This is a genomic window from Celeribacter marinus, assembly GCF_001308265.1.
Lineage (GTDB): Bacteria > Pseudomonadota > Alphaproteobacteria > Rhodobacterales > Rhodobacteraceae > Celeribacter > Celeribacter marinus.
In genome coordinates this window covers 1,637,676-1,657,296 of the sequence record NZ_CP012023.1, presented here as the reverse complement: position 1 = coordinate 1,657,296, position 19,621 = coordinate 1,637,676, and the positions used below count along the sequence as shown (strand labels likewise).

Below are 19,621 nucleotides of genomic sequence, written 5' to 3'. Positions count from 1 at the left end.
TATGCGCCGCCCTTTTTGGCTACCGAAGTGTTTTAAGCCAACCCAATGTCGCGTCTGTATCGCCATTGGGTTTGTATTCGGCTCCTAAAGGTGCGGTCCAACCAAGGGCATCCAGAGCGGAAAATAGGAACCAGTAGTCCAATTCGCCGTGATCCGGTGGGCCGCGATCGGGAACTGATGCGAATTGGATATGGCCGATGAATGGCAATAGCGTTTTGGCGCGTGTCGCGACATCGCCCTCTGTGCGCCCGATGTGGTAGCAATCAAACATCAACTTCAAGTTTGGCCGTGATACGGTTTCGATGATGCTACGCGCCTGGTCGGTTGTTTGTAGAAAATAGCCGGGTGCGTCATGTCGATTCAACGGTTCGATAAGTATGGTCTTTCCAAGCGGCAACGCGGCTTCGCAGGCATAGGAAAGGTTGTCGATGAACGTGGTGTGCGCGTCAATTCCAGACGAAAACCCCGCCATCACGTGAACTGCGGCGGCGTCAATTTCAACAGCATAGGCAAGTGCCTCGTCAATCGCGGCGCGGGCGTCAACTTCGCGTCCAACCAGTGCCGCCAATCCGTTTTCTCCCTGTGCTACATCTCCGCGCCGCGTGTTGAGGCCGAGCATTTTAAGGCCAGTTTCGTCTAACGCGGCCTTCACATCTTGCGCGCTGTTGTCGTAGGGCCAGTGGCATTCAATAGCGTCAAATCCCGCGGCGTGCGCGGCGCGAATTGCATCGGGTAACGCCAGTTCGGTCCAAAGAAATCCCAAGTTTGCAGAGAATTGCGTCATGCATCCCACTCCACGTCAAATTTAGTGACAACGGCGCCGATTTGTTCGGCGGTTAGAATGCGCGCGTCTATATTGCGCATCATAAGGGCGAGTTTGGCGGTTTCTTCCAACTCTTCGATGGCGTTGCATGCGGCCTCGACATCTTTGCCCGCGACAACAGGCCCGTGATTGGCAAGCATCACTGCCGAGCGTTTGCCCGCCAACCCGCGCACTGCATGACCCATTGCGGGATCACCCGGGAGAAAAAACGGGAGGAGTTTGACGCGCCCAAGCTTCATAATGCCGTAGGGTGTGAACGGAGGCAGAAAATCATCCTCATTTGCGTCAGGTGTCATGGATAACGCCACCGAGTGACACGAATGTAGGTGGACCACGGCGCCTGCGGTGCTGCGCGTCTCATAGAAGGCGGAATGCAGAGGCATTTCCTTTGTCGGCTGGTCGCCTGAAATCAATCGTCCGCGCGCGTCAAAGCGACTGAGGCGCGCAGGATCAAGGCGTCCAAAACTTGTCCCTGTTGGAGAGACTAAAAGCCCGCCATCATCCGTGCGTGCCGAGATATTTCCTGTGTTTCCATGGGTTAGGCCACGATCGAATAGAGACTTGGCCAACATGCAAATTTGATCGCGTAGGGCAGTTTCGGTCATACATCACCTGAAAGAACGGAGTTGGCTTTTTCAAAGAAGTCTTTAGCGCCAAAGTTACCCGACTTTAGGGCCACCACAAGAGACTCGCTTGCCCGAAGGGCCGGAACGCCGGGGTCGATCTCGGGCCCTATTTCGAGCGTTTTCAGTGAAAGACCTTCGACAATGGCCCCGGAGGTCTCACCGCCTGCTGTTATTACGCGCGTAACGCCGCGCTCCACACAGATGCGGGCGACATCGGCAAAGAAGCCCTCCAAAGCCGTAGCGGACTTTTCGCGTCCGAACGTTGTTTGGACCTGTTTCACGACCTCGGGATCAGCGGAACTAAAGGCGAGGGGGATACCGTCTTGGGACAATAGCCACTCCGCCACATCAAGCGCGCTAAGGCGTCCCTCGATCACATCCGCCGCATTGATTTCGCGGGTTGGGCTATTAGTGGCGTGATGTGCGACCTGTTCGCGTGTTGCGATGGAGCACGATCCAGAGAGTGCAATGGCTTTGCCCGCTTGTCCGGTCCATGCCACTGGTGACGCGGTACACCCGAAATTTGCAGGTAGTCCAAGTGCGATGCCAGACCCGCCTGTGATAAGTGGCAAATCTTTGGCGGCCTTACCGATTTCAAAAAGATCCTCATCCCTGATCGCATCCACGACGAGATGGCGGTGTCCGAGCGCATGCTGCGCCTCTAGCGATGCGCGAATGGCGTTGGCGCCGTTAAACACAGTCTGAGCGGGAACATGGCCAACGCCGTATTGCGATTGGAATGACATCCAGCGCCGAATATCTGCATCGGTCATCGGCGTGAGCGGGTGGTTTTGCATCCCGCATTCATTCAAAAGTTGGTCATTGACGAACAGATGACCCTGATAAATGGAGCGGCCCGTTCCGGGAAAGGCGGGACATACGATGACTTTGTGTGCACCAAGTGCATCGGCGAGGGCATCCGCCACCGGCCCGATGTTGCCGTCCTGAGTAGAGTCAAATGTGGAGCAATACTTGAACAAAAACTGCGTGCATCCTTGGGCCTTGAGCCAGTCGAGCGCGGCCAATGATTGCGCGACCGCGTCCTTGACGGGGATTGAGCGCGACTTGAGGGCAACAACGCCCGCCTCCACATCTGACGGTACGGGTGATGATGGGATGCCGGTGAATTGAACGGTTTTCATCCCACCTTTGGCCAGTGTGTTCGCCAGATCACTGGACCCCGTAAAGTCGTCGCCAATACAGCCAAGTTTCATTACGCATCTCCCGGCAATGTAAGGCCCGCATTTCGCGCATAGACTTTAGCCACTGCAGCATCGTCCTCAGTGCCAAAGCCCATACCGGCTGCGGCAAGGTATTGTTGCATCGCGGCGGCGGTAATAGGCGCGCTGAATTTTGCGGATTTCGCAATATCGAGGACGATTCCAAGATCCTTTGGCCAGATGTTGACTTGGCTACGTGGTGTGTAATCTCCGTCAACAATGTGGGGCGCGCGGTTTTCGAGCATCCACGATGTTCCTGCGCACTGGCTAATGACCTCTACAAATTTTTCGGGTGTGACACCCTGTGTCATTCCAAATGTGAGCGCCTCGGCCATCGCGGCGATATGAACGCCCGCTAACAATTGATTTACGGCTTTCATCGCGGAGCCTGCGCCGGCTGCATCCCCAAGTTCAAACACGCTTTGCGATGTTGCATCTAGCATTGGGCGGGCGCGCTCAAATGCGGCGGAAGTGCCGGATGCCATGACGGATAGCGCGCCGTTTGCGGCCTTGAGGGAGCCGCCAGAGATTGGGGCATCGAGGTAGAGAATGCCATGTTGCGCGCATCGCGCTTCCATGTCGCGTGCGAATTCGGGTGGAACAGTTGCGCATGCCACGACAACAGAGTTTGCGCTCATCTTGGAGGCAAGCCCGCCTTCGCCGAAGAGCACGGCTTCGGTTTGTGCCGCATTCAAAACGACAATAACCGCGCAGTCCAGTGACCCCGCAATGTCGTCGAGCGCTCCGATTGCGCCGCCCTCAGATTGGAATTTCTCCATTTGTGCGGGCATGATGTCGTAACCATAGGTCGTGTGACCCGCTTTTAGACACGACTGTGCCATCCCGTATCCCATAGAGCCAAGGCCGATCACGGCGATGCGCGCGGTTTGTGTCATTCGAATGCCTTTCTTGCCTTTCGGCGTATTTCTTGACAACTGGTATCGATACCAGTTTTGTAGTCAAGGAGCGTCCCTGTGTCAATTTCCCTTTCTGGGGTCAGGGGGGTAACGTGTTTCGTTAGGGTCGTGAAGGGTTCCAAAATGAAAAAGCCAAGCGATAGAACCGCATCAGACACTGTGCGCCGCGCAACATTGGAGGATGTCGCCCGCCTCGCGGGTGTGAGTAAAATGACGGCATCGCGGGCCTTGCGGGGGGCCGCAGATGTATCGAAAACCAGTATTGAAAAGGTGCAAGTAGCCGCCGCGCATGTGGGCTATGTGGGCAACAACCTTGCACTTTCCCTCTCAGCCCAACAAACGAACTTGATCGGTGTTGTGATCCCCAGCCTAACAAACATTGTGTTCGCCGAAGTTTTGTCAGGTGTCGCGGATGCGGTTGAGGGCACGGGGCGTCAATCCGTGTTTGGTGTGACCGACTACGACCCCGATAAGGAATATCAGGCGATACGAAACATGTTGTCGTGGCGGCCTGCGGGCCTGATTGTCACCGGCCTCGATCAACCTGACAAAACGAGACGCCTTTTAGAGGCGGCTGATATCCCGATTGTGCAAATTATGGATCTGGACGGCGACCCGATTGATGCAGTGGTCGGCCTGTCACAAACGCGCGCTGGGGCCGACATGGCGCTTGCCCTCATCACAGCGGGTAGGCGAAAGATTGGATACGTGGGATGCAGTTTGAACCGCGATACACGCGCATACAAACGGCGGGCCGGTTTCGTTGAGGCACTCGATCAAAACGGGCTGACACTTGTCGGCGAGCGATGTTCGGATGCGCCATCCACCGCCCAAGAGGGGCGTGCGCTCACGGCTGATCTTTTGGGGCAATTTCCAGACTTGGACTGTATCTACTTTTCGAACGATGACATGGCGATGGGGGGGGTGTTCCACTGTATGTCTGCGGGGATTCAGGTGCCTGACAGTATTATGATTGCGGGATTTAACGGCTTGGATTTCGTTGATAGCCTTCCTGTGAAAATCGCAACATCGCGGACCCAGCGCCGCGAAATCGGCCGTCGTGCAGTGCAGATTATCAATGATGGCGTGGCGGACGGCGTTCAACGGTCCTTTGACTTTCCACCCATGATTGATCTTGGATGACCTTGATGGTGCGCTATAAAACCTGACAACTGTATAACTAAGTGAGGCGACTCTGATGACCCCATTTTCATTTCTCACCGCATCTGAAATTCGATTTGGTCGTGGTGAGGCTATGCGTTCTGTCGCGCGCATCGTCGAACTTGCAAACAATAAGCCAGTTCTATTGATCGGTGGTCAAAGTGCACAGCGGTCGGATTGGTTGGCAACGACATTGACTGAATGCGGATGTGACGTTCGGCGGATGTCTGTGGCGGTTGAGCCGGACCTAGATGTGATCGAGCGCGGTTTGAGTGAAGGTGATGGCGTAGGCGCGGTTGTCGCGTTAGGGGGCGGCTCTGTTATTGACGCAGGCAAAGCGATTGCGGCACTGATCCCCGCCAAGCGGCCGATAATGGATCACCTCGAAGTTGTTGGGCGTGGGTTGCCGCTCGATGTGGCACCACTTCCGTTTGTTGCAATCACGACGACCTCGGGAACAGGCGCAGAGGTGACGAAAAACGCCGTTATCTCTGTGCCAGCTCATCGTCGCAAGGTATCGCTGCGCGATGCGCGCATGCTACCCGATCTTGCCGTTGTCGATCCTAGCCTGACGGATCATTGCCCCAAGCAAATTACGTTGGCATCTGGCCTAGACGCGATCACGCAAGTTATTGAGCCGTACCTGTGTACTAAGGCAAATCCGTTCACAGACGCGCTTTGCCGAGACGCTATTCCACGCGGACTGCGTGCGTTGAACATCTTGATGCAGCACGAGGATGAGGCGGCGCGTGACGCGCTTGCATATGTAAGCCTGTGCGGTGGGATCGCGCTTGCGAACGCAGGGTTGGGTGTTATCCACGGATTGGCGGGCCCATTGGGTGGGCTGACGGGGGCCGCGCACGGTGCCCTTTGCGGCGCACTTTTGCCGCACGGCCTTGAGGTGAATGCACGGGCTGTGAGGGACGATCACTTTGGATCGCGCATTGAAGATGTGCGACAGTGGATTGCACGAGAGCTAGGTGGAACGCCAGAATCTGCGTTTGAAACCCTTGCGGCGTGGTCGCGTACACATGGATTGCAGGGACTGGATGAGCTTGGGCTTTGTGACGCTGATTTGAACGATGCCGCTCATGCTGCATCTACCTCTAGCTCAATGAAGGCTAATCCAGTCGCTCTTTCATATGATGATTTGGCCCAAATTTTGAAAGCGGCGCGCTAGGGGCGCGTGCGATCAATCGCCTTTTGCGCGCCGTAAAAACGGTGAAATCCTGAATGAGGCAGCTGATCCTCCACGTGAGCGGGTTCGCAAAACGGGTGTGTTTGACGATGTGCCACTACGAGATTCTCTAAATACGATATACATGCCAGAGGCGATGATGATGCCCGCGCCAATAATCGTTTGTGCATCGAGTTTTTCGTCGAAAAAGAAGTAGCCAAAAATCGTCGCCCAAATGATTTGTGAATATTGCATCGGTGCGACAATCGCTGCCTCTGATGCCTTATATGCAGCAATCAATAGAACACCCCCAGTGAACCCGAAGAGTGATATTGCGGCGATTCCGCCAATGTCGGTCAAAGGCATGGGTTGGTAGTCAAACGTCATCAACGCCCCCATGACGATGAAATTTGCAACCATTGGGTACAACAAAAAGACCACTGTCCGCTCTTCACGACCGACTTTACGTACCACTATTGAGGCGAACGCGCCAAAAAACGCGCACGCCAATGCGGCCAAGTGGCCAAGAGATAATTCGGTGCTGCCAGGGCGTAGAACGACAATCACGCCGATCAATCCCGCAATGACCGCAGCCCAACGATGAATCCCAACACGCTCGCCCAGCACAGGAATCGATAGAATTGTGATGATAAGTGGCGAGGCGAAAATAATCGCGTAGACCTGAGCCAGCGGCAAAACCGAAAATGCGTAGAATGCACCCATGCCGTTGATCATCGCGGCGGCCGTACGTGCGAGAGTCCACCATGGATGAACGGGGCGCAAGTGACCGCTACTTTTATCTCGGATCAACATGAATGTCACAAGCGGGAACGAAAATAGGGTCGTGAAAAAGATCATCTGGAACGGAGAAAAGCTAGCTCCCAGCACCTTGATTAGCGCGTCGTGCGTCGCGAAAACGGCGAAAGCGATGAGAGCAAAAAAGGCGCCAGATATATTCATATTGAAGGTCCGATGTAACAAATCTCATGCACACTAATCATGTGCGGCGGTTTGACGCAAACACTCCCTTGCCTCAGGTGGCGCACACCCCACATAGAGAAGATGCATCGAACACATAAATCAAGCACATGTTGCTATTGCGGCGCGCAGACAGTTTTAACGTTATCATCTGGCGTTCGCCATGAGTTGAAATGCGCCTCTTGTGCGGCCCCTTTTTCGCGGATGAAGGCGCTACGGGTAGATCATGTTATTGATCCGTTTACGGTGACCGGTAAGCGGGCGAAAGACACGCAAACGCCGCGCAAGCCGACGAAAGCGAAGCCCAAGCCTAAACCCAAGCCGAAAAGCAAAAAGAAAAAGCGTGGATTGGCCTATTTTATCAAAGATATGGCCGAAGACGTATTTGATATCTTTGACTGACGCTGCGCGGTCGCTGTCATATAAAAAGGGCGCCGTGGTGGGCGCCCTTTTGATCGTTTGTTCGTCTCAAATTAAAGTGACGCGTCGAGCGCTTCGACGATTTTGTCACCCATTTCAGACGTCGATACGGGAACTACGCCCTCTTCGCCAGCCAAGTCAGCGGTGCGTACGCCGTCTGCCAAAACCTGTTCGATTGCTTTTTCGAGGCGTGTTGCTTCGTCGCCTTCGTTGAACGAATAGCGAAGGGCCATGGCGAACGAGAGTACACAGGCAATCGGGTTTGCTTTGCCTTGGCCCGCAATGTCAGGGGCCGAACCGTGTACGGGTTCGTACATAGCTTTGGGGCGGCCATTTTCCATTGGCGCGCCGAGGGACGCGGAGGGAAGCATTCCCAGAGACCCCGTAAGCATTGCAGCGCAATCGGATAGGATGTCGCCAAACAGATTGTCGGTTACAATGACGTCGAACTGTTTTGGTGCGCGTACAAGCTGCATCGCGCCATTGTCGGCATACATGTGCGATAGCTCGACTTCGGGGTAGTCAGCGTGCACTTCGGTCACGACATCGCGCCACAAGATGCCCGATTCCATGACGTTGGCTTTTTCCATTGAGCACAGCTTTTTGTTGCGCTTCATCGCTAGATCAAATGCCGCACGTGCGGCGCGCTCGATTTCGCTTTCGGTGTAACGCTGTGTGTTTATGCCCACACGTTCGTTGTTCTCTATTGAAATGCCACGGGGTTCGCCGAAATAGATACCAGAGGTCAGTTCGCGCACGATCATGATGTCGAGACCTGCAACGATATCTTTTTTGAGCGAAGAGAAATCAGCTAATGCGTCAAAGCACTGCGCGGGGCGCAGGTTGGCAAAGAGGTCCATTTCCTTGCGCAGGCGCAACAAGCCGCGCTCTGGTTTGACGGAGAAATCGAGGTTGTCGTATTTCGGTCCGCCAACAGCACCGAGCAAAACGGCATCGACAGACTGGGCTTTTTCCATTGTCTCGTCCGAAATCGGCGCACCATGTGCATCGTAAGCGGCACCACCGACGAGGTCGTGTGTCACGTCAAACGTCAGGCCACGTTTGGCACCGTACCAGTCAATGATTTTGACCACTTCGGTCATGACTTCGGGGCCGATTCCGTCACCGGGCAGAATGAGAATGGAGGGGTTGCTCATGTCGTGTCTTTCCTTGTCTTTCAGGCGTTGGTTTCGCGTAGCCGAGCTGCGCCCTAAGGTCAAGGAAGCGGCGCGATATCGACCCAAACCATTGCGTGCGAAAATAGTGCCGAGTGGTCGCCTTCAACCCATGCTAAGGCGCTTTGTACAATACTAAGGTCTGCGGACGGCAACACATAATCGACACGCAAGTTTCCTGGATTTGGATCGCGCCAGTCCGCGGTATCTCGTCGTGGGTCGCCGTGATGCAGTGGGTTTGACATGCGCGCACCATGGTCCGAAGCAGGCAAAGGGTCTTGGATGTCTTTGTGGTTAAGAAGCGCGATGATTTCACCATGCAGTCCCTCACCGTCGACCGGATCGAGATTTGCGTTGCCCATGATAACAAACGGAGATGACGGACCTACCGAGAGTTTTCCATCCAAATAGTGTCGCCATAGTGCAATCTCATCAGCGTTTCGGCGCCCGTTGCGGTCCTCGGGACCATCGAAAACGGGTGTGGCGGCCTTGAATGCCAAAAGGTCCAGTCTTGTGTCACCCCAGCGGATTGGAACCACCCAATGGCCGTTAGATGATAGGGGATGCAACCGGGATTCGTCGGGTGTGAAATAATCGTAGGGAAACCGGCTTTGCGGCGCATCTGCCCAAAGCAGATCCGTGAATGTTTGTACGTCATCGGTCATAATCGGCATCTTGGACAGAAGCGCCAATCCGCCTTGTCCACGAAAATCCCCGTAAGCCCATGCATCCTCTTGTTCACCAAACCGCCCGTCGCGGTCGAGATCAAAGCCAGATGGAATCCCGACATTGCCAACTGTCGAGAACGTATACGTGAAACCGGCGTCTAAAAAGTCAGCGAAGGCTTTCGCGGTATAGCCGTCAAAATCGGTATCAAAGCCAGCTATGAGCAAGATGTCAGGCGCAACGTATAGAATATGATCGCGTGCTGCTGCGATGTCGTCGGCATCTTTTTCGATGATTTCTTTTAGCAATAGGCCAGGACCGTTGCGCGTTAGGCCAACATCCCAAAAGGCGATGCGCAACCCATCACTCGCAAAGGACGATGATCCCCAAAGGGCGACGAGTGCGGCAAGGATTAAACTGGCTGGTGATCGAAATCGGCGTTTGCATAGGTTTTGCGGCGTTTGTCGGCAATCATATCCGCGACCCGTCCCATAGCGATTCCGCGCATGAACAGCGATGCGGGCAAAAAGGCCCATGCGGATACGGCCCAGATAAGCGATTGATAATTCTCCACCGTAATCGTGCCAAACAATGTTGCTGCCGACTTTAGCACTGCGGGGATAAGAAACGGCAAGAGAAATCCTAAGATGATATTCACGCGCGCGTCTCGTGTCAGGCGCGCCACAACATCGCCACCCGCCGTGGGGTCAAACGTTGGCAGATTGATCCAAACATTGAATGTGCCGTTTTTCGCGGGCCAATTACCAAGTCTGAGCGCGAGATAGAAAATGCACAAAGATATAAGTGAGATGAGGTAGCTCATACCTGCCGCTACACGCACCATTGCCACTTGATCAATGGGCATGTCTTTTGGCAGCAACTGAATGATCAGGCGAACGGGCGAGAATTGGAAGTCCATGACATATCCGATCAACCCACCGATGGCGGTTACGAGGACGCTGAGGACCGAGGGGTCAACGGTGCCTTGCATAATCACCGTGAGGAGAAGGACGGTTACAAAAAGCGAACCGAACCGGATACGGTTGAATGGGGGGGCGTCACGGAATTCGACGAGGCCCGGGTAGGCGGAAACATATTCGAAAAAGGTGAGAGCGGCGCCAAAGAGCGCAATAAGTGCGATAACCTGTGCAGAGTCACCTGATACGTTCGGTAAAAATACCGATGGCATCACGATCAGCGATACGACCAAAGCCGCGCGCACAATTGCACCTAAAATGCGGTTAAGCACTGCCCATTCCCTTTCAAAGTGGTCGATCGCGATGCGAAGCCGCGTTCTTTTCCCAATTTGATCCCGCCAATTATGACGGACTGCCTCAATATTGCCCAATTTCTGCCTTCTTTCATTTGCGTCAGCAAGGAATGGTTAAGGTTAACAAAGGAATTGGGGCGCTTTCGTGGACAAAGCGGTGCCATTTTGCATCATTAGTTTCTCGCGTTGTGCCCCTTTAGGGTTTACCTCACAAGATGTGGGGTTTTTGCCTCGGAGTTACCGTGATCGCTTTTTCAACATTTATCGCAGGTGTTTGACACAGCGCATGGAAGCATCGCACGCGAAGCGGTTCAACAGGTCGGGAGGACCGCAAATTTAAACGGAGATCCTATTAATGCACCTAGCCATTTCCATCGAAGAAGCCGTGGACATGATCCCAGATGGGGCGTCCGTCATGTTGTCAGGATTTATGGGCGTTGGCACCCCCGATCACATTGTTGCGGCGTTGGCCGCTTCAGGCAAAAAGAACCTGACACTATTGTCAAACGACACGGCGCGCCCGCATTGCGGACCTGGCCCGTTGTTCAAAGCCCACTGTGTGACCAAATTAGTGTGTAGTCACATGGGGTTAAATCCAGATGTCCAAGAGCAATACGCCAGTGGCGAATTGGAGGTCGAACTCGTGCCGCAAGGGACATTCGTCGAACGTATTCGTGCGGCAGGTGTCGGTCTTGGCGGCATCTTAACGCCCACAGGGGTCGGGACTAAAATAGCTGAAGGCAAAGAGATCATCACAGTGGATGGTAAGGACTATCTACTTGAAAAGCCGTTGTCGGCTGACTTTGCGCTGATTGCCGCTGCGCGGTGTGACTACGTTGGGAACCTCTCCTATATGCTTACGGCGACAAATTTTAACCCGATTATGGCGTTGGCGGGTCGCACAGTTATTTGCGAGCCTGAGGCTATTGTTCCTGTCGGGGTCATCCCGCCCGATGAGGTTAAAACGCCCGGCGTTCTTGTCGACCATGTCATCAAAAAATCGGCTTAAGGAGGCAACACTATGAACCCTAAAGAACTTATCGCCCGCCGCGTTGCCCAAGAAATTCAGCCCCGCACGCTCGTTAATCTCGGGATTGGCATTCCCACACTTGTGAATGACTACCTCGACGAATCTCTTGGTGTTTTCTTTCAGGCCGAAAACGGCGCCGTTGGCATGGGCCACCGTCCACCTGAGGGCATGACGGATCGCCACCTCACCGATGCGGGCGGCAGCTTTGTCTCCTTTGTCCCCGGTGCCTCTACCATCGATAGCGCGTTCTCGTTTGGTCTCATTCGTGGCGGGCATCTCGACCTGACCGTGCTTGGCGCGTTGCAGGTGGATGAGGCGGGGCACCTCGCCAACTGGATCATCCCGGGGCACTATACGCCCGGTATGGGCGGCGCGATGGATCTCGTGACCGGTGCGAAAAAGGTGATTATTGCCATGCAGCACACCAACAAGGGCGAGCCAAAAATCCTGCCTGAATGTACCTTGCCACTCACCTCACAACGCCGCATCGATTTGATCGTGACCGAAATGGCCGTGATCAAGCCAGAGGATGACGGGCTGCACCTTATTGAGCGCGCGCCAAACGTATCTGTTGAGGAGATTGTCGCAGCGACAGCGGCAAGGTTGATCTACAACGGCGATGTGCTTGAGATGGCCGTGTCCGATCGGGTTGCTGCGTAATAGCTTCCGGCATTCAGGTTGGATTTTACATGCAAAAACGGCGGCCCATGTGGCCGCCGTTTCACATTCCTAAATCTTGGAATCACTTAGACCCAAGGACGCTCTTGCGACATCTTACTTTCATAAGCATCGATGGAGGACACGTTGTTCATCGTCAGACCAATGTCATCGAGACCCTCAAGCAGACAATGCTTTTTGAACGCGTCAACTTCGAACGGGAACGCCTGACCATCGGACGTGGTTACGATCTGCTCAACGAGGTCAACGGTCATGCGTGCGTTGGCACCCTTTTCAGAGTCCTCCATCAACACGTCGACCACCTCTTGTGGCATCACGATTGGCAAGATGCCGTTCTTGAAGCAGTTACTATAAAAGATGTCGGCGAAAGACGTGGAGATCACGCATTTGATACCGAAATCCGCAATGGCCCAAGGTGCGTGTTCACGCGACGAGCCACACCCAAAGTTGTCGCCCGCAACGATAATCTGCGCCTCACGATACTGCGATTTGTTCAAAACGAAATCCGCGATCTCGTTACCGGAGCGATCATAGCGCATCTCGTCAAACAGGTTCACACCAAGGCCGGACCGCTTGATCGTCTTCAAGAAAATCTTGGGGATGATCATATCCGTGTCGATATTCACGAGCGGCATAGGTGCAGAAATGCCGTGTAGTTTTTCAAACTTTTCCATTTGGATACTCCTTACAGCATTTCGCGAACGTCAGTCAGATGACCCGTGATGGCGGCGGCGGCGGCCATAGCGGGGCTGACGAGGTGAGTGCGGCCTTTGTAGCCTTGGCGGCCCTCAAAGTTGCGGTTCGATGTCGACGCGCAACGCTCGCCCTCGGCCAACTGGTCGGGGTTCATCGCAAGACACATGGAGCACCCTGCAAGGCGCCATTCAAAACCCGCTTCGGTAAAGATATCTGCAAGGCCCTCTTCTTCGGCTTGTGCACGCACAAGGCCCGAACCGGGAACGACCATCGCGCGCATCCCGTCTTTGACCTTTTTACCTTTGAGGATAGCGGCCGCGGCACGCAAATCTTCGATACGGCCGTTGGTGCATGATCCGATGAACACAGTATCGATCTGGATGTCTGTCAATTTTTGACCCGCCGTCAGACCCATGTATTCGATCGCGCGTTTCGCCGCCTCGACCTTGCCGCCTTTGAACGATTCTGGCGCGGGGACAACCGCGGAAATCGGCAAAACATCTTCGGGCGATGTGCCCCAAGTCACAACGGGCTCGATCTCTTCGCCCTTGAGGGTCACGACTTTGTCGAAGTGCGCGCCCTCGTCGGTGAACAGCGTTTTCCACCACGCCAATGCGGCTTCGAACTGTGCGCCTTTTGGGGCATGCGGACGACCTTTAACATATTCAAAGGTTTTCTCGTCTGGCGCGATCAGGCCTGCGCGTGCGCCGCCCTCAATCGCCATGTTACAGACGGTCATACGCCCTTCCATGGACAACTCACGGATCGCTTCGCCACAATACTCAATGACGTAGCCTGTACCACCAGCCGTGCCGGTCTCGCCGATCACTGCCATGGTGATGTCTTTAGCGGTCACACCAGGTTTAAGCTTGCCTGTGATCTCGACCTTCATGTTCTTAGATTTTTTCTGGATCAGCGTCTGGGTGGCCAGAACATGCTCGACCTCGGATGTGCCGATGCCATGCGCCAAGGCACCGAATGCGCCGTGGGTCGCGGTGTGGCTATCGCCGCAAACAACCGTCATCCCCGGAAGGGTCCAACCCTGCTCTGGACCAACAATGTGCACGATACCCTGACGAACATCGGACACGGGGTAATAGTGGATACCAAAATCCTTGGCGTTCTTGTCGAGCGCTTCGACCTGAATGCGGCTCTCTTCGTTGGCGATCACACCAGACACGCGGTCCAAAGTGGTCGGAACGTTATGATCGGGCACCGCGATCGTTTTTTCCGGGGCACGGACGGGGCGGCCCGCCATGCGCAGACCTTCAAAGGCCTGCGGCGAGGTCACTTCGTGTACGAGGTGGCGATCGATATAAAGAAGGCAAGTGCCGTCTTCTTGTTCATGGGCAACGTGTGCGTCCCAGATTTTGTCATAGATTGTCTTCGGGGCGGTCATATCGCTCTCCGTTGATGGCATTGGGAAAAGGAAGGTGTCGTGATGTGGCGCGCGCAAAAACGGCGCACGAAAACTGGTTTCAGGCCCGCAGTCGGGCTAAAATGGTCATCGACGCACCATAGAACCGCCAAGGCAGGCGGGCGCGGTCGTCCATATCAAAAAAACGTTCCATAGATGCTCACATATAGGCTTGCGATGAGTCTAGCAAGACGCATGACATAGTGGCGGTTCGCGTGTGCGGCTTGCACGGACGCGCCAAGCCGTGCGAACATCAGGCGAAATATTTTAAGAGGTTAGTTTTGGATCCAGTACAGATTTCCGATCTCGTGAATGACACGGGAGGTGATTTGGCTTCGTTTATGACGGGGCTGTTGCGGCGTTGGAATCTCTATCAAATTGGGATCATGGTCGCGGCCCTGATCGGTGCGATTGGTTTGGGGAAGGTTTTTGTGTTCCGCATGCGAGGCTGGATGCGCAACCTCTCCGGGCGACCAAAGTGGCAGTTGCGCTATCTGCTCGCAGTTCAAAAAAGACTTGTTTTGATCGTGTGGGCCGTCATTTTGTGGGCCGTGTTCCTCGTCATGCAAGAACTCACATGGCCCTCCCGATCGTATTTGATCGAAGTCCTCGCGCGGGTTGTAACAGCATGGGTTTTGGTCGAATTCGCCGCACAGGTTGTGAAAAACCGGTTGTTAAGACGCATGGTGCGCTGGGGCTTGTGGATTTATGTCACGCTCTACCTTATTGGCGGCCTAGGCCGAACAACTGATTTTCTTGATGGATTGGCTATTGAGTTTGGTGCCTTTCGCCTGTCGTCATTAGCGATTCTGAAGGCATTGATTGTTACGGCGTTGCTATTCACATTCGCGCGGGTTGTTTCGGCGCAAACCGCGGTTCAAGTCCGCAAAAACGAAGATATTTCACCGTCGATGCGAGTCCTTATCGTTAAGGTCGCACAAGTTTCGCTATACGGCGCCGCGTTTTTTATCGGTCTAAAAGCAGTCGGATTTGACCTAACGGGCCTTGCCGTTTTGTCCGGCGCTATTGGTGTCGGCCTTGGTTTTGGCCTACAAAAAGTTGTCTCTAACCTTGTGTCAGGCATCATCATCTTGCTCGACAAATCTATAAAGCCCGGGGATGTCATTTCTCTTGGTGAAACGTTTGGTTGGATCAATACGCTTGGAGCGCGCTATGCGTCTGTTGTAACGCGCGATGGCAAAGAGTACCTGATTCCGAACGAGGATTTGATCACAAACCAAGTGGTCAACTGGTCGCATACAAACGATTTTGTCCGCTTGGACATCTTTTTTGGGACCGCCTACGCCGATGACCCCCATAAAGTCCGCGCCATCGCGATTGAGGCCGCTAATACCGTCGGTCGGGTTTTGGCGACACGGCCCGCCGTGTGCCATATTGTCGGGTTTGGCGACAGTTCCGTCGACTATATCCTGCGCTTTTGGATTACCGATCCAACGGGAGGGCTGACCAACGTGCGCGGTGATGTGTACCTCGCCTTGTGGGACGCGTTCAAAGAGAACGGCATTTCTATCCCCTTCCCTCAGCGGGAAGTGCGGGTTTTGGATGGCGATGAGTTGCCAGCCCGCATCCTCGATTGACGCCTGAATTCATCAAGGTGATTTCGGTAGATTGAGATTTGTGATCAGCGATGCTATATTGGGTAAATCTTGGCGTCGGGGACTGAATACGGCGCGTTTTGAAGGAGGACTATGTCCTGTCTTACGTACAGACCGCAGCCGATGGGGCTGCAGTTTCGGGGGAGCCCATGAGTCGTGGCACCTCGACAAAATTCGGAGGCCAGCTGATGTTGGACTTCGTTACCCATGCTCTTGATCAGGAAAAAGCCGAAGACATCGTGACGATTGACTTGCGTGGCAAGTCGCAGATCGCCGATTTCATGGTGATTTGTTCTGGCCGCTCTTCCCGTCAGGTGGGGGCATTGGCAGAGAAGATATCCGATCTGCTCAAGCAGCAGCACGGCGTTTTGACGCGCATCGAAGGCAAAGGTCAGGGCGATTGGGTTCTGATGGATGCGGGCGATGTGGTTGTTCACATCTTCCGTCCGGAAGTGCGCGAATTCTATCAGCTGGAGAAAATGTGGCTGCCGACAGATGAGGCGGCGACCAAAGCGACCAAGAGCTGATGCGCGTTCATATTTGCGCTGTGGGCCGGCTACGTTCCGGCCCAGAGGCGACTCTCATTGATGACTACACGACACGGTTTGATCGGACGGGGCGCGCATTGGGCCTCGGCCCGCTCTCCCTCAACGAAGTCGAAGATAAAAAAGGCGGAGGCATGCCTGCCGAAGCTGCGCTATTAGAGCGCGCGATCCCTAAGGGAGCGATGATTGTCACGATGGATGAGCGCGGTAAGACGCTTACGTCTCCGGAATTTGCAGACAAGTTGGCACAGTGGCGCGATAACGGATGCCAAGATGTCGCGTTCGTTATTGGCGGCGCAGATGGCATTGATCCCGCCTTGCGGGCGCAATCCGACTTTTCAATTTCTCTTGGAAAAATGGTTTGGCCGCACATGCTTGTCCGCGCCATGCTCACTGAACAACTCTATCGTGCGGCGTCGATCCTTGCGGGGTCGCCCTACCATCGAGTTTAGGGCATATATTTTGTCCGCAATTTTGTTGTCTAAGGTTCACGCGGGCAAATCCCAGCGTTAGAACGTGATTAGAGAAAAAGACAGGAGCCGATCATGGCCGCACCAAAACCCGTCGTCCTTTGCATTTTAGATGGTTGGGGAATTAGTCCGACCGGTGATTCAAGTGCGCCGGATTTGGCAGACACCCCGAACTTTGACCGTCTCATGGCGAACTGCCCGCACAGCACGTTGATCACCTACGGCCCTGATGTCGGTCTGCCGTCTGGTCAGATGGGCAACTCGGAAGTTGGTCACACGAATATCGGCGCAGGTCGTGTCGTGGCTATGGATCTGGGTCAAATTGACTTGGCGATCGAGGATGGATCCTTTTTCGACAATGCCGAAATTATCCGTTTTTGCGAGACGCTAAAGGCGAGCGGTGGTACGGCCCATCTCATGGGGGTGATTTCCAATGGCGGCGTGCATGGCCATATCGAGCACACGCTGGCCGCAGCTAAAGCAGTCGCAGATCGTGGTGTGCCAGTGATCATTCACGCGATTACAGACGGGCGCGATGTTGCCCCGAAATCCGCCGATACGTTCATATCGGATTTTGTGGCCCGCCTTCCCGAAGGTGTCACGATAGGTACGGTCATCGGGCGCTATTTTGCACTGGATCGCGACAACCGTTGGGAGCGCGTCAGCCAAGCGTATTTTGCAATGATCAACGGCAAGGGGATCGAGCGCGCAGCGACGCCAATTGAGGCAGTCTTGGAATCTTATGCGCGTGGCGAGACGGACGAATTCGTCAAGGCCACGGTGGTCGGTGACTACGCGGGCGCAAAAGACGGGGATGGTGTGTTTTGCCTGAATTTTCGCGCGGACCGCGCACGTGAGATTTTGCGCGCCATTGGCGAGCCTGATTTCGCGGAGTTTGAGACAGGGCCACGCCCGAAATTCGCCGCTTTGCTTGGTATGGTCCAGTATTCGATTGGGCATAATGCATACATGGGCGTAGCATACCCTAAGGGCGAGATATCCAATACGCTTGGGGAGTGGGTTGCAAAGCAGGGCTTGCGCCAATTCCGCCTCGCAGAAACGGAGAAATATCCGCATGTCACGTTCTTTTTGAATGGTGGCAAGGAAGCTGCCGAGAAAGGCGAAGATCGCTTTATGCCGCAGTCGCCTAAGGTCGCAACCTATGATCTACAGCCGGAAATGAGTGCGCCCGAAGTCACCGAAAAGTTTGTCGGTGCGATCGACGCTGGTTATGATCTTATCGTTACCAACTACGCAAATCCCGACATGGTTGGCCATACTGGCGATTTACAGGCCGCAATGAAGGCCTGTGAGGCCGTGGATCAGGGGCTTGGTCAGGTCATCAATGCGCTCGAACGGGTGGGCGGCGCGATGGTGGTGATCGCGGATCACGGAAATTGCGAGACTATGATCGATCCCGTGACGGGCGGCGCCCATACGGCACATACGACAAACCCCGTGCCCGTGATCGTCTTTAATGGCCCGCAAAATACATCCTTGCGGGAGGGTGGGCGTTTGGCAGATGTTGCGCCAACACTACTTGATCTCATGGGGCTGCCTTTGCCAGATGAAATGACTGGTCGGACGTTAATTCAAAGATGAAACGGATAGGCGCAATAGTCCTCTTTTTGGTCTTCAATATGAACAATGCGGTGGCGCAACCGGTATCTCCAGTCGCCCTTGCGCAGGCGGCACGTGAACAATTTGCAGCCGCTCACGCACAGTTGGAAGCGGCGGACGGCGCATCTAACCGCGTCAAGGCATTGAGCAACGTGATCCGCGCCTACGAAGAGGGGCTTGAGGCGATGCGGGCGGGCCTTCGTCAAATATCGCTCCGCGAAGCTGAGTTATCAGAGGCCTTTGAGGATGAAAGCGGCCAAGTGGCCGCACTCCTTGGGGTTTTGGTCACATTACAGCCCGATGCGACTCCGGAGGCGCTTGTTCATCCCACGGGCCCGCTTGGGCGCGCGCGCGCAGGCATGTTGGTGTCGTCTGTTACGCCCGCAATGCAAGAGGCTGCGGACGTTTTGAGAGTTCAGTTGCAAGAAGCGACTATCCTACGTGAACTGCAAGATGAAGCGGTGGCAACACTGTCCATCGGCCTCAAAGATGCACAGCAGGCGCGCACTGAGCTAAGTCAGGCGATGTCGGACCGTGTGGGTTTGCCCAAGCGCTTTGTCACCGATAACGAGCGGCTTCGAATCCTGATTGAAAGCTCGGAAACGCTTGAATCCTTTGCCTCAGGTTTGGCGGTTATGGATGTTGTCGATGGGGTTGCGCCGCTGCCTGATTTCGGAGCTACAAAGGGGACGTGGCCGATGCCGGTGCGCGGCCGTATTTTGCGTGGGTTCAATGAAGCCGATGCGGCGGGCGTGGCGCGCCCTGGTGTTCTCGTTGCAACGCGTCAGTTGTCTCTTGTAACTAGCCCGTGGCCCGCCACCGTGCGCTATCACGGCGCATTTTTGGACTACGGAAACGTGATGATCCTTGAACCAAGCAATGATGTATTGTTGGTTTTGGCTGGATTAGAAGAGGTGTACGGCGAAATCGGAGAGGTCATTCCTGAGGGCGCAGCAATCGGTTTGATGGGGGGTGTTGCCCTTGATCTCGCGGCTTTTGTTGAAAATGCCGAGGATGGGACTGGTGCAGGTCTTTCCGAGACGCTTTATATTGAGGTAAGAGAAGGTGGACAGCCGGTTGATCCGGCGGTGTGGTTCACACAATAGGCTGATTTTC

The 19,621-nt window shown here is 54.7% G+C and carries 20 protein-coding genes; 10 read left to right on the top strand and 10 right to left on the bottom strand.

Annotation, left to right across the window (positions count from 1 at the left end; genetic code table 11):
- Positions 1-19 precede the first annotated feature (19 nt).
- From IMCC12053_RS08210 to ltnD, 4 genes are read right to left on the bottom strand one after another with little or no spacing between them, the layout of a single operon-like run.
- Positions 20-784, bottom strand: coding sequence for a hydroxypyruvate isomerase family protein (locus IMCC12053_RS08210; protein ID WP_062217879.1), 765 nt, complete (start codon positions 782-784; stop codon positions 20-22).
- Positions 781-1,428, bottom strand: coding sequence for a 3-oxo-tetronate 4-phosphate decarboxylase (gene otnC / locus IMCC12053_RS08205; RefSeq protein WP_062217876.1), 648 nt, complete (start codon positions 1,426-1,428; stop codon positions 781-783). Before otnC ends, IMCC12053_RS08210 begins: the two co-directional genes overlap by 4 nt.
- Entirely contained in the window at positions 1,425-2,663 is a 1,239-nt protein-coding gene (gene otnK / locus IMCC12053_RS08200; protein WP_062217873.1) for a 3-oxo-tetronate kinase, read from the bottom strand. Before otnK ends, otnC begins: the two co-directional genes overlap by 4 nt.
- Entirely contained in the window at positions 2,663-3,565 is a 903-nt protein-coding gene (ltnD, locus tag IMCC12053_RS08195; RefSeq protein ID WP_082389066.1) for an L-threonate dehydrogenase, read from the bottom strand. Before ltnD ends, otnK begins: the two co-directional genes overlap by 1 nt.
- A gap of 144 nt (positions 3,566-3,709) precedes the next feature.
- On the opposite strand from ltnD, the gene IMCC12053_RS08190 reads away from it, so the two are divergent.
- Together IMCC12053_RS08190 and IMCC12053_RS08185 are read left to right on the top strand one after the other, a co-directional pair.
- Positions 3,710-4,729, top strand: coding sequence for a LacI family DNA-binding transcriptional regulator (locus IMCC12053_RS08190; RefSeq protein WP_143089978.1), 1,020 nt, complete (start codon positions 3,710-3,712; stop codon positions 4,727-4,729).
- Between the two features lie 55 nt (positions 4,730-4,784).
- Complete coding sequence (locus IMCC12053_RS08185; RefSeq protein ID WP_205623915.1) at positions 4,785-5,927, top strand: iron-containing alcohol dehydrogenase; 1,143 nt, start codon at positions 4,785-4,787, stop codon at positions 5,925-5,927.
- A 12-nt stretch (positions 5,928-5,939) separates the two neighbouring features.
- Here IMCC12053_RS08185 and IMCC12053_RS08180 read toward each other — a convergent pair whose 3' ends face one another.
- Positions 5,940-6,884 (bottom strand): DMT family transporter, encoded by a 945-nt coding sequence (locus tag IMCC12053_RS08180; RefSeq protein WP_062217864.1) that lies wholly within the window; start codon positions 6,882-6,884, stop codon positions 5,940-5,942.
- Positions 6,885-7,106: 222 nt separating this feature from the next.
- On the opposite strand from IMCC12053_RS08180, the gene IMCC12053_RS15810 reads away from it, so the two are divergent.
- On the top strand, positions 7,107-7,304 hold the full coding sequence (locus IMCC12053_RS15810; RefSeq protein ID WP_062217861.1) for a hypothetical protein: 198 nt from the start codon (positions 7,107-7,109) through the stop codon (positions 7,302-7,304).
- 71 nt (positions 7,305-7,375) lie between these two features.
- Here the strand turns inward: IMCC12053_RS15810 and leuB are convergent, their stop codons facing one another.
- From leuB to IMCC12053_RS08160, 3 genes are read right to left on the bottom strand one after another with little or no spacing between them, the layout of a single operon-like run.
- A complete protein-coding gene (gene leuB / locus IMCC12053_RS08170; protein WP_062217858.1) occupies positions 7,376-8,479 on the bottom strand; it encodes a 3-isopropylmalate dehydrogenase in 1,104 nt (367 codons plus the stop codon).
- 59 nt (positions 8,480-8,538) lie between these two features.
- A complete protein-coding gene (locus tag IMCC12053_RS08165; RefSeq protein ID WP_062217855.1) occupies positions 8,539-9,522 on the bottom strand; it encodes an endonuclease/exonuclease/phosphatase family protein in 984 nt (327 codons plus the stop codon).
- Between the two features lie 53 nt (positions 9,523-9,575).
- Entirely contained in the window at positions 9,576-10,412 is an 837-nt protein-coding gene (locus IMCC12053_RS08160) for a hypothetical protein (protein ID WP_062221073.1), read from the bottom strand.
- 376 nt (positions 10,413-10,788) lie between these two features.
- Between IMCC12053_RS08160 and IMCC12053_RS08155 the strand changes: the two genes are divergently transcribed.
- Both IMCC12053_RS08155 and IMCC12053_RS08150 read left to right on the top strand, forming a co-directional pair.
- Positions 10,789-11,442: a CoA transferase subunit A gene (locus IMCC12053_RS08155; protein ID WP_062217852.1), complete on the top strand. Its 654-nt coding sequence runs from the start codon at positions 10,789-10,791 to the stop codon at positions 11,440-11,442.
- 12 nt (positions 11,443-11,454) lie between these two features.
- Positions 11,455-12,123: a 3-oxoacid CoA-transferase subunit B gene (locus IMCC12053_RS08150; protein WP_062217849.1), complete on the top strand. Its 669-nt coding sequence runs from the start codon at positions 11,455-11,457 to the stop codon at positions 12,121-12,123.
- Positions 12,124-12,209: 86 nt separating this feature from the next.
- Here IMCC12053_RS08150 and leuD read toward each other — a convergent pair whose 3' ends face one another.
- Both leuD and leuC read right to left on the bottom strand, forming a co-directional pair.
- A complete protein-coding gene (gene leuD / locus IMCC12053_RS08145; RefSeq protein ID WP_062217846.1) occupies positions 12,210-12,815 on the bottom strand; it encodes a 3-isopropylmalate dehydratase small subunit in 606 nt (201 codons plus the stop codon).
- An 11-nt stretch (positions 12,816-12,826) separates the two neighbouring features.
- The gene (gene leuC, locus IMCC12053_RS08140; RefSeq protein ID WP_062217843.1) at positions 12,827-14,236 is read right to left on the bottom strand and encodes a 3-isopropylmalate dehydratase large subunit; all 1,410 of its coding nucleotides are present in this window, start codon (positions 14,234-14,236) and stop codon (positions 12,827-12,829) included.
- 359 nt (positions 14,237-14,595) lie between these two features.
- On the opposite strand from leuC, the gene IMCC12053_RS08135 reads away from it, so the two are divergent.
- From IMCC12053_RS08135 to IMCC12053_RS08115, 5 genes are all read left to right on the top strand, one after another.
- Complete coding sequence (locus tag IMCC12053_RS08135; RefSeq protein WP_082389130.1) at positions 14,596-15,852, top strand: mechanosensitive ion channel family protein; 1,257 nt, start codon at positions 14,596-14,598, stop codon at positions 15,850-15,852.
- Positions 15,853-16,058: 206 nt separating this feature from the next.
- Entirely contained in the window at positions 16,059-16,397 is a 339-nt protein-coding gene (gene rsfS / locus IMCC12053_RS08130) for a ribosome silencing factor (protein WP_062217826.1), read from the top strand.
- Entirely contained in the window at positions 16,397-16,867 is a 471-nt protein-coding gene (gene rlmH, locus IMCC12053_RS08125; protein WP_062217822.1) for a 23S rRNA (pseudouridine(1915)-N(3))-methyltransferase RlmH, read from the top strand. Before rsfS ends, rlmH begins: the two co-directional genes overlap by 1 nt.
- A gap of 93 nt (positions 16,868-16,960) precedes the next feature.
- Positions 16,961-18,487, top strand: a complete 1,527-nt coding sequence (gpmI, locus tag IMCC12053_RS08120; RefSeq protein WP_062217819.1) for a 2,3-bisphosphoglycerate-independent phosphoglycerate mutase — start codon at positions 16,961-16,963, stop codon at positions 18,485-18,487.
- Between the two features lie 38 nt (positions 18,488-18,525).
- On the top strand, positions 18,526-19,611 hold the full coding sequence (locus IMCC12053_RS08115; protein ID WP_236852383.1) for a murein hydrolase activator EnvC family protein: 1,086 nt from the start codon (positions 18,526-18,528) through the stop codon (positions 19,609-19,611).
- Positions 19,612-19,621: the final 10 nt, after the last annotated feature.

Excerpts from the sequence above, each read along its gene's own strand:
- IMCC12053_RS08115 (WP_236852383.1), top strand. The coding sequence starts at position 18,526 with ATGAACAATGCGGTGGCGCAACCGGTATCTCCAGTCGCCCTTGCGCAG.
- IMCC12053_RS15810 (WP_062217861.1), top strand. The coding sequence starts at position 7,107 with ATGAAGGCGCTACGGGTAGATCATGTTATTGATCCGTTTACGGTGACC.
- IMCC12053_RS08210 (WP_062217879.1), bottom strand. The coding sequence starts at position 784 with ATGACGCAATTCTCTGCAAACTTGGGATTTCTTTGGACCGAACTGGCG.
- rsfS (WP_062217826.1), top strand. The coding sequence starts at position 16,059 with ATGTTGGACTTCGTTACCCATGCTCTTGATCAGGAAAAAGCCGAAGAC.
- rlmH (WP_062217822.1), top strand. The coding sequence starts at position 16,397 with ATGCGCGTTCATATTTGCGCTGTGGGCCGGCTACGTTCCGGCCCAGAG.
- IMCC12053_RS08155 (WP_062217852.1), top strand. The coding sequence starts at position 10,789 with ATGCACCTAGCCATTTCCATCGAAGAAGCCGTGGACATGATCCCAGAT.
- ltnD (WP_082389066.1), bottom strand. The coding sequence starts at position 3,565 with ATGACACAAACCGCGCGCATCGCCGTGATCGGCCTTGGCTCTATGGGA.
- IMCC12053_RS08180 (WP_062217864.1), bottom strand. The coding sequence starts at position 6,884 with ATGAATATATCTGGCGCCTTTTTTGCTCTCATCGCTTTCGCCGTTTTC.
- IMCC12053_RS08190 (WP_143089978.1), top strand. The coding sequence starts at position 3,710 with ATGAAAAAGCCAAGCGATAGAACCGCATCAGACACTGTGCGCCGCGCA.
- leuD (WP_062217846.1), bottom strand. The coding sequence starts at position 12,815 with ATGGAAAAGTTTGAAAAACTACACGGCATTTCTGCACCTATGCCGCTC.
- leuC (WP_062217843.1), bottom strand. The coding sequence starts at position 14,236 with ATGACCGCCCCGAAGACAATCTATGACAAAATCTGGGACGCACACGTT.
- otnK (WP_062217873.1), bottom strand. The coding sequence starts at position 2,663 with ATGAAACTTGGCTGTATTGGCGACGACTTTACGGGGTCCAGTGATCTG.
- IMCC12053_RS08185 (WP_205623915.1), top strand. The coding sequence starts at position 4,785 with ATGACCCCATTTTCATTTCTCACCGCATCTGAAATTCGATTTGGTCGT.
- otnC (WP_062217876.1), bottom strand. The coding sequence starts at position 1,428 with ATGACCGAAACTGCCCTACGCGATCAAATTTGCATGTTGGCCAAGTCT.
- leuB (WP_062217858.1), bottom strand. The coding sequence starts at position 8,479 with ATGAGCAACCCCTCCATTCTCATTCTGCCCGGTGACGGAATCGGCCCC.
- IMCC12053_RS08150 (WP_062217849.1), top strand. The coding sequence starts at position 11,455 with ATGAACCCTAAAGAACTTATCGCCCGCCGCGTTGCCCAAGAAATTCAG.
- IMCC12053_RS08135 (WP_082389130.1), top strand. The coding sequence starts at position 14,596 with ATGACGGGGCTGTTGCGGCGTTGGAATCTCTATCAAATTGGGATCATG.
- gpmI (WP_062217819.1), top strand. The coding sequence starts at position 16,961 with ATGGCCGCACCAAAACCCGTCGTCCTTTGCATTTTAGATGGTTGGGGA.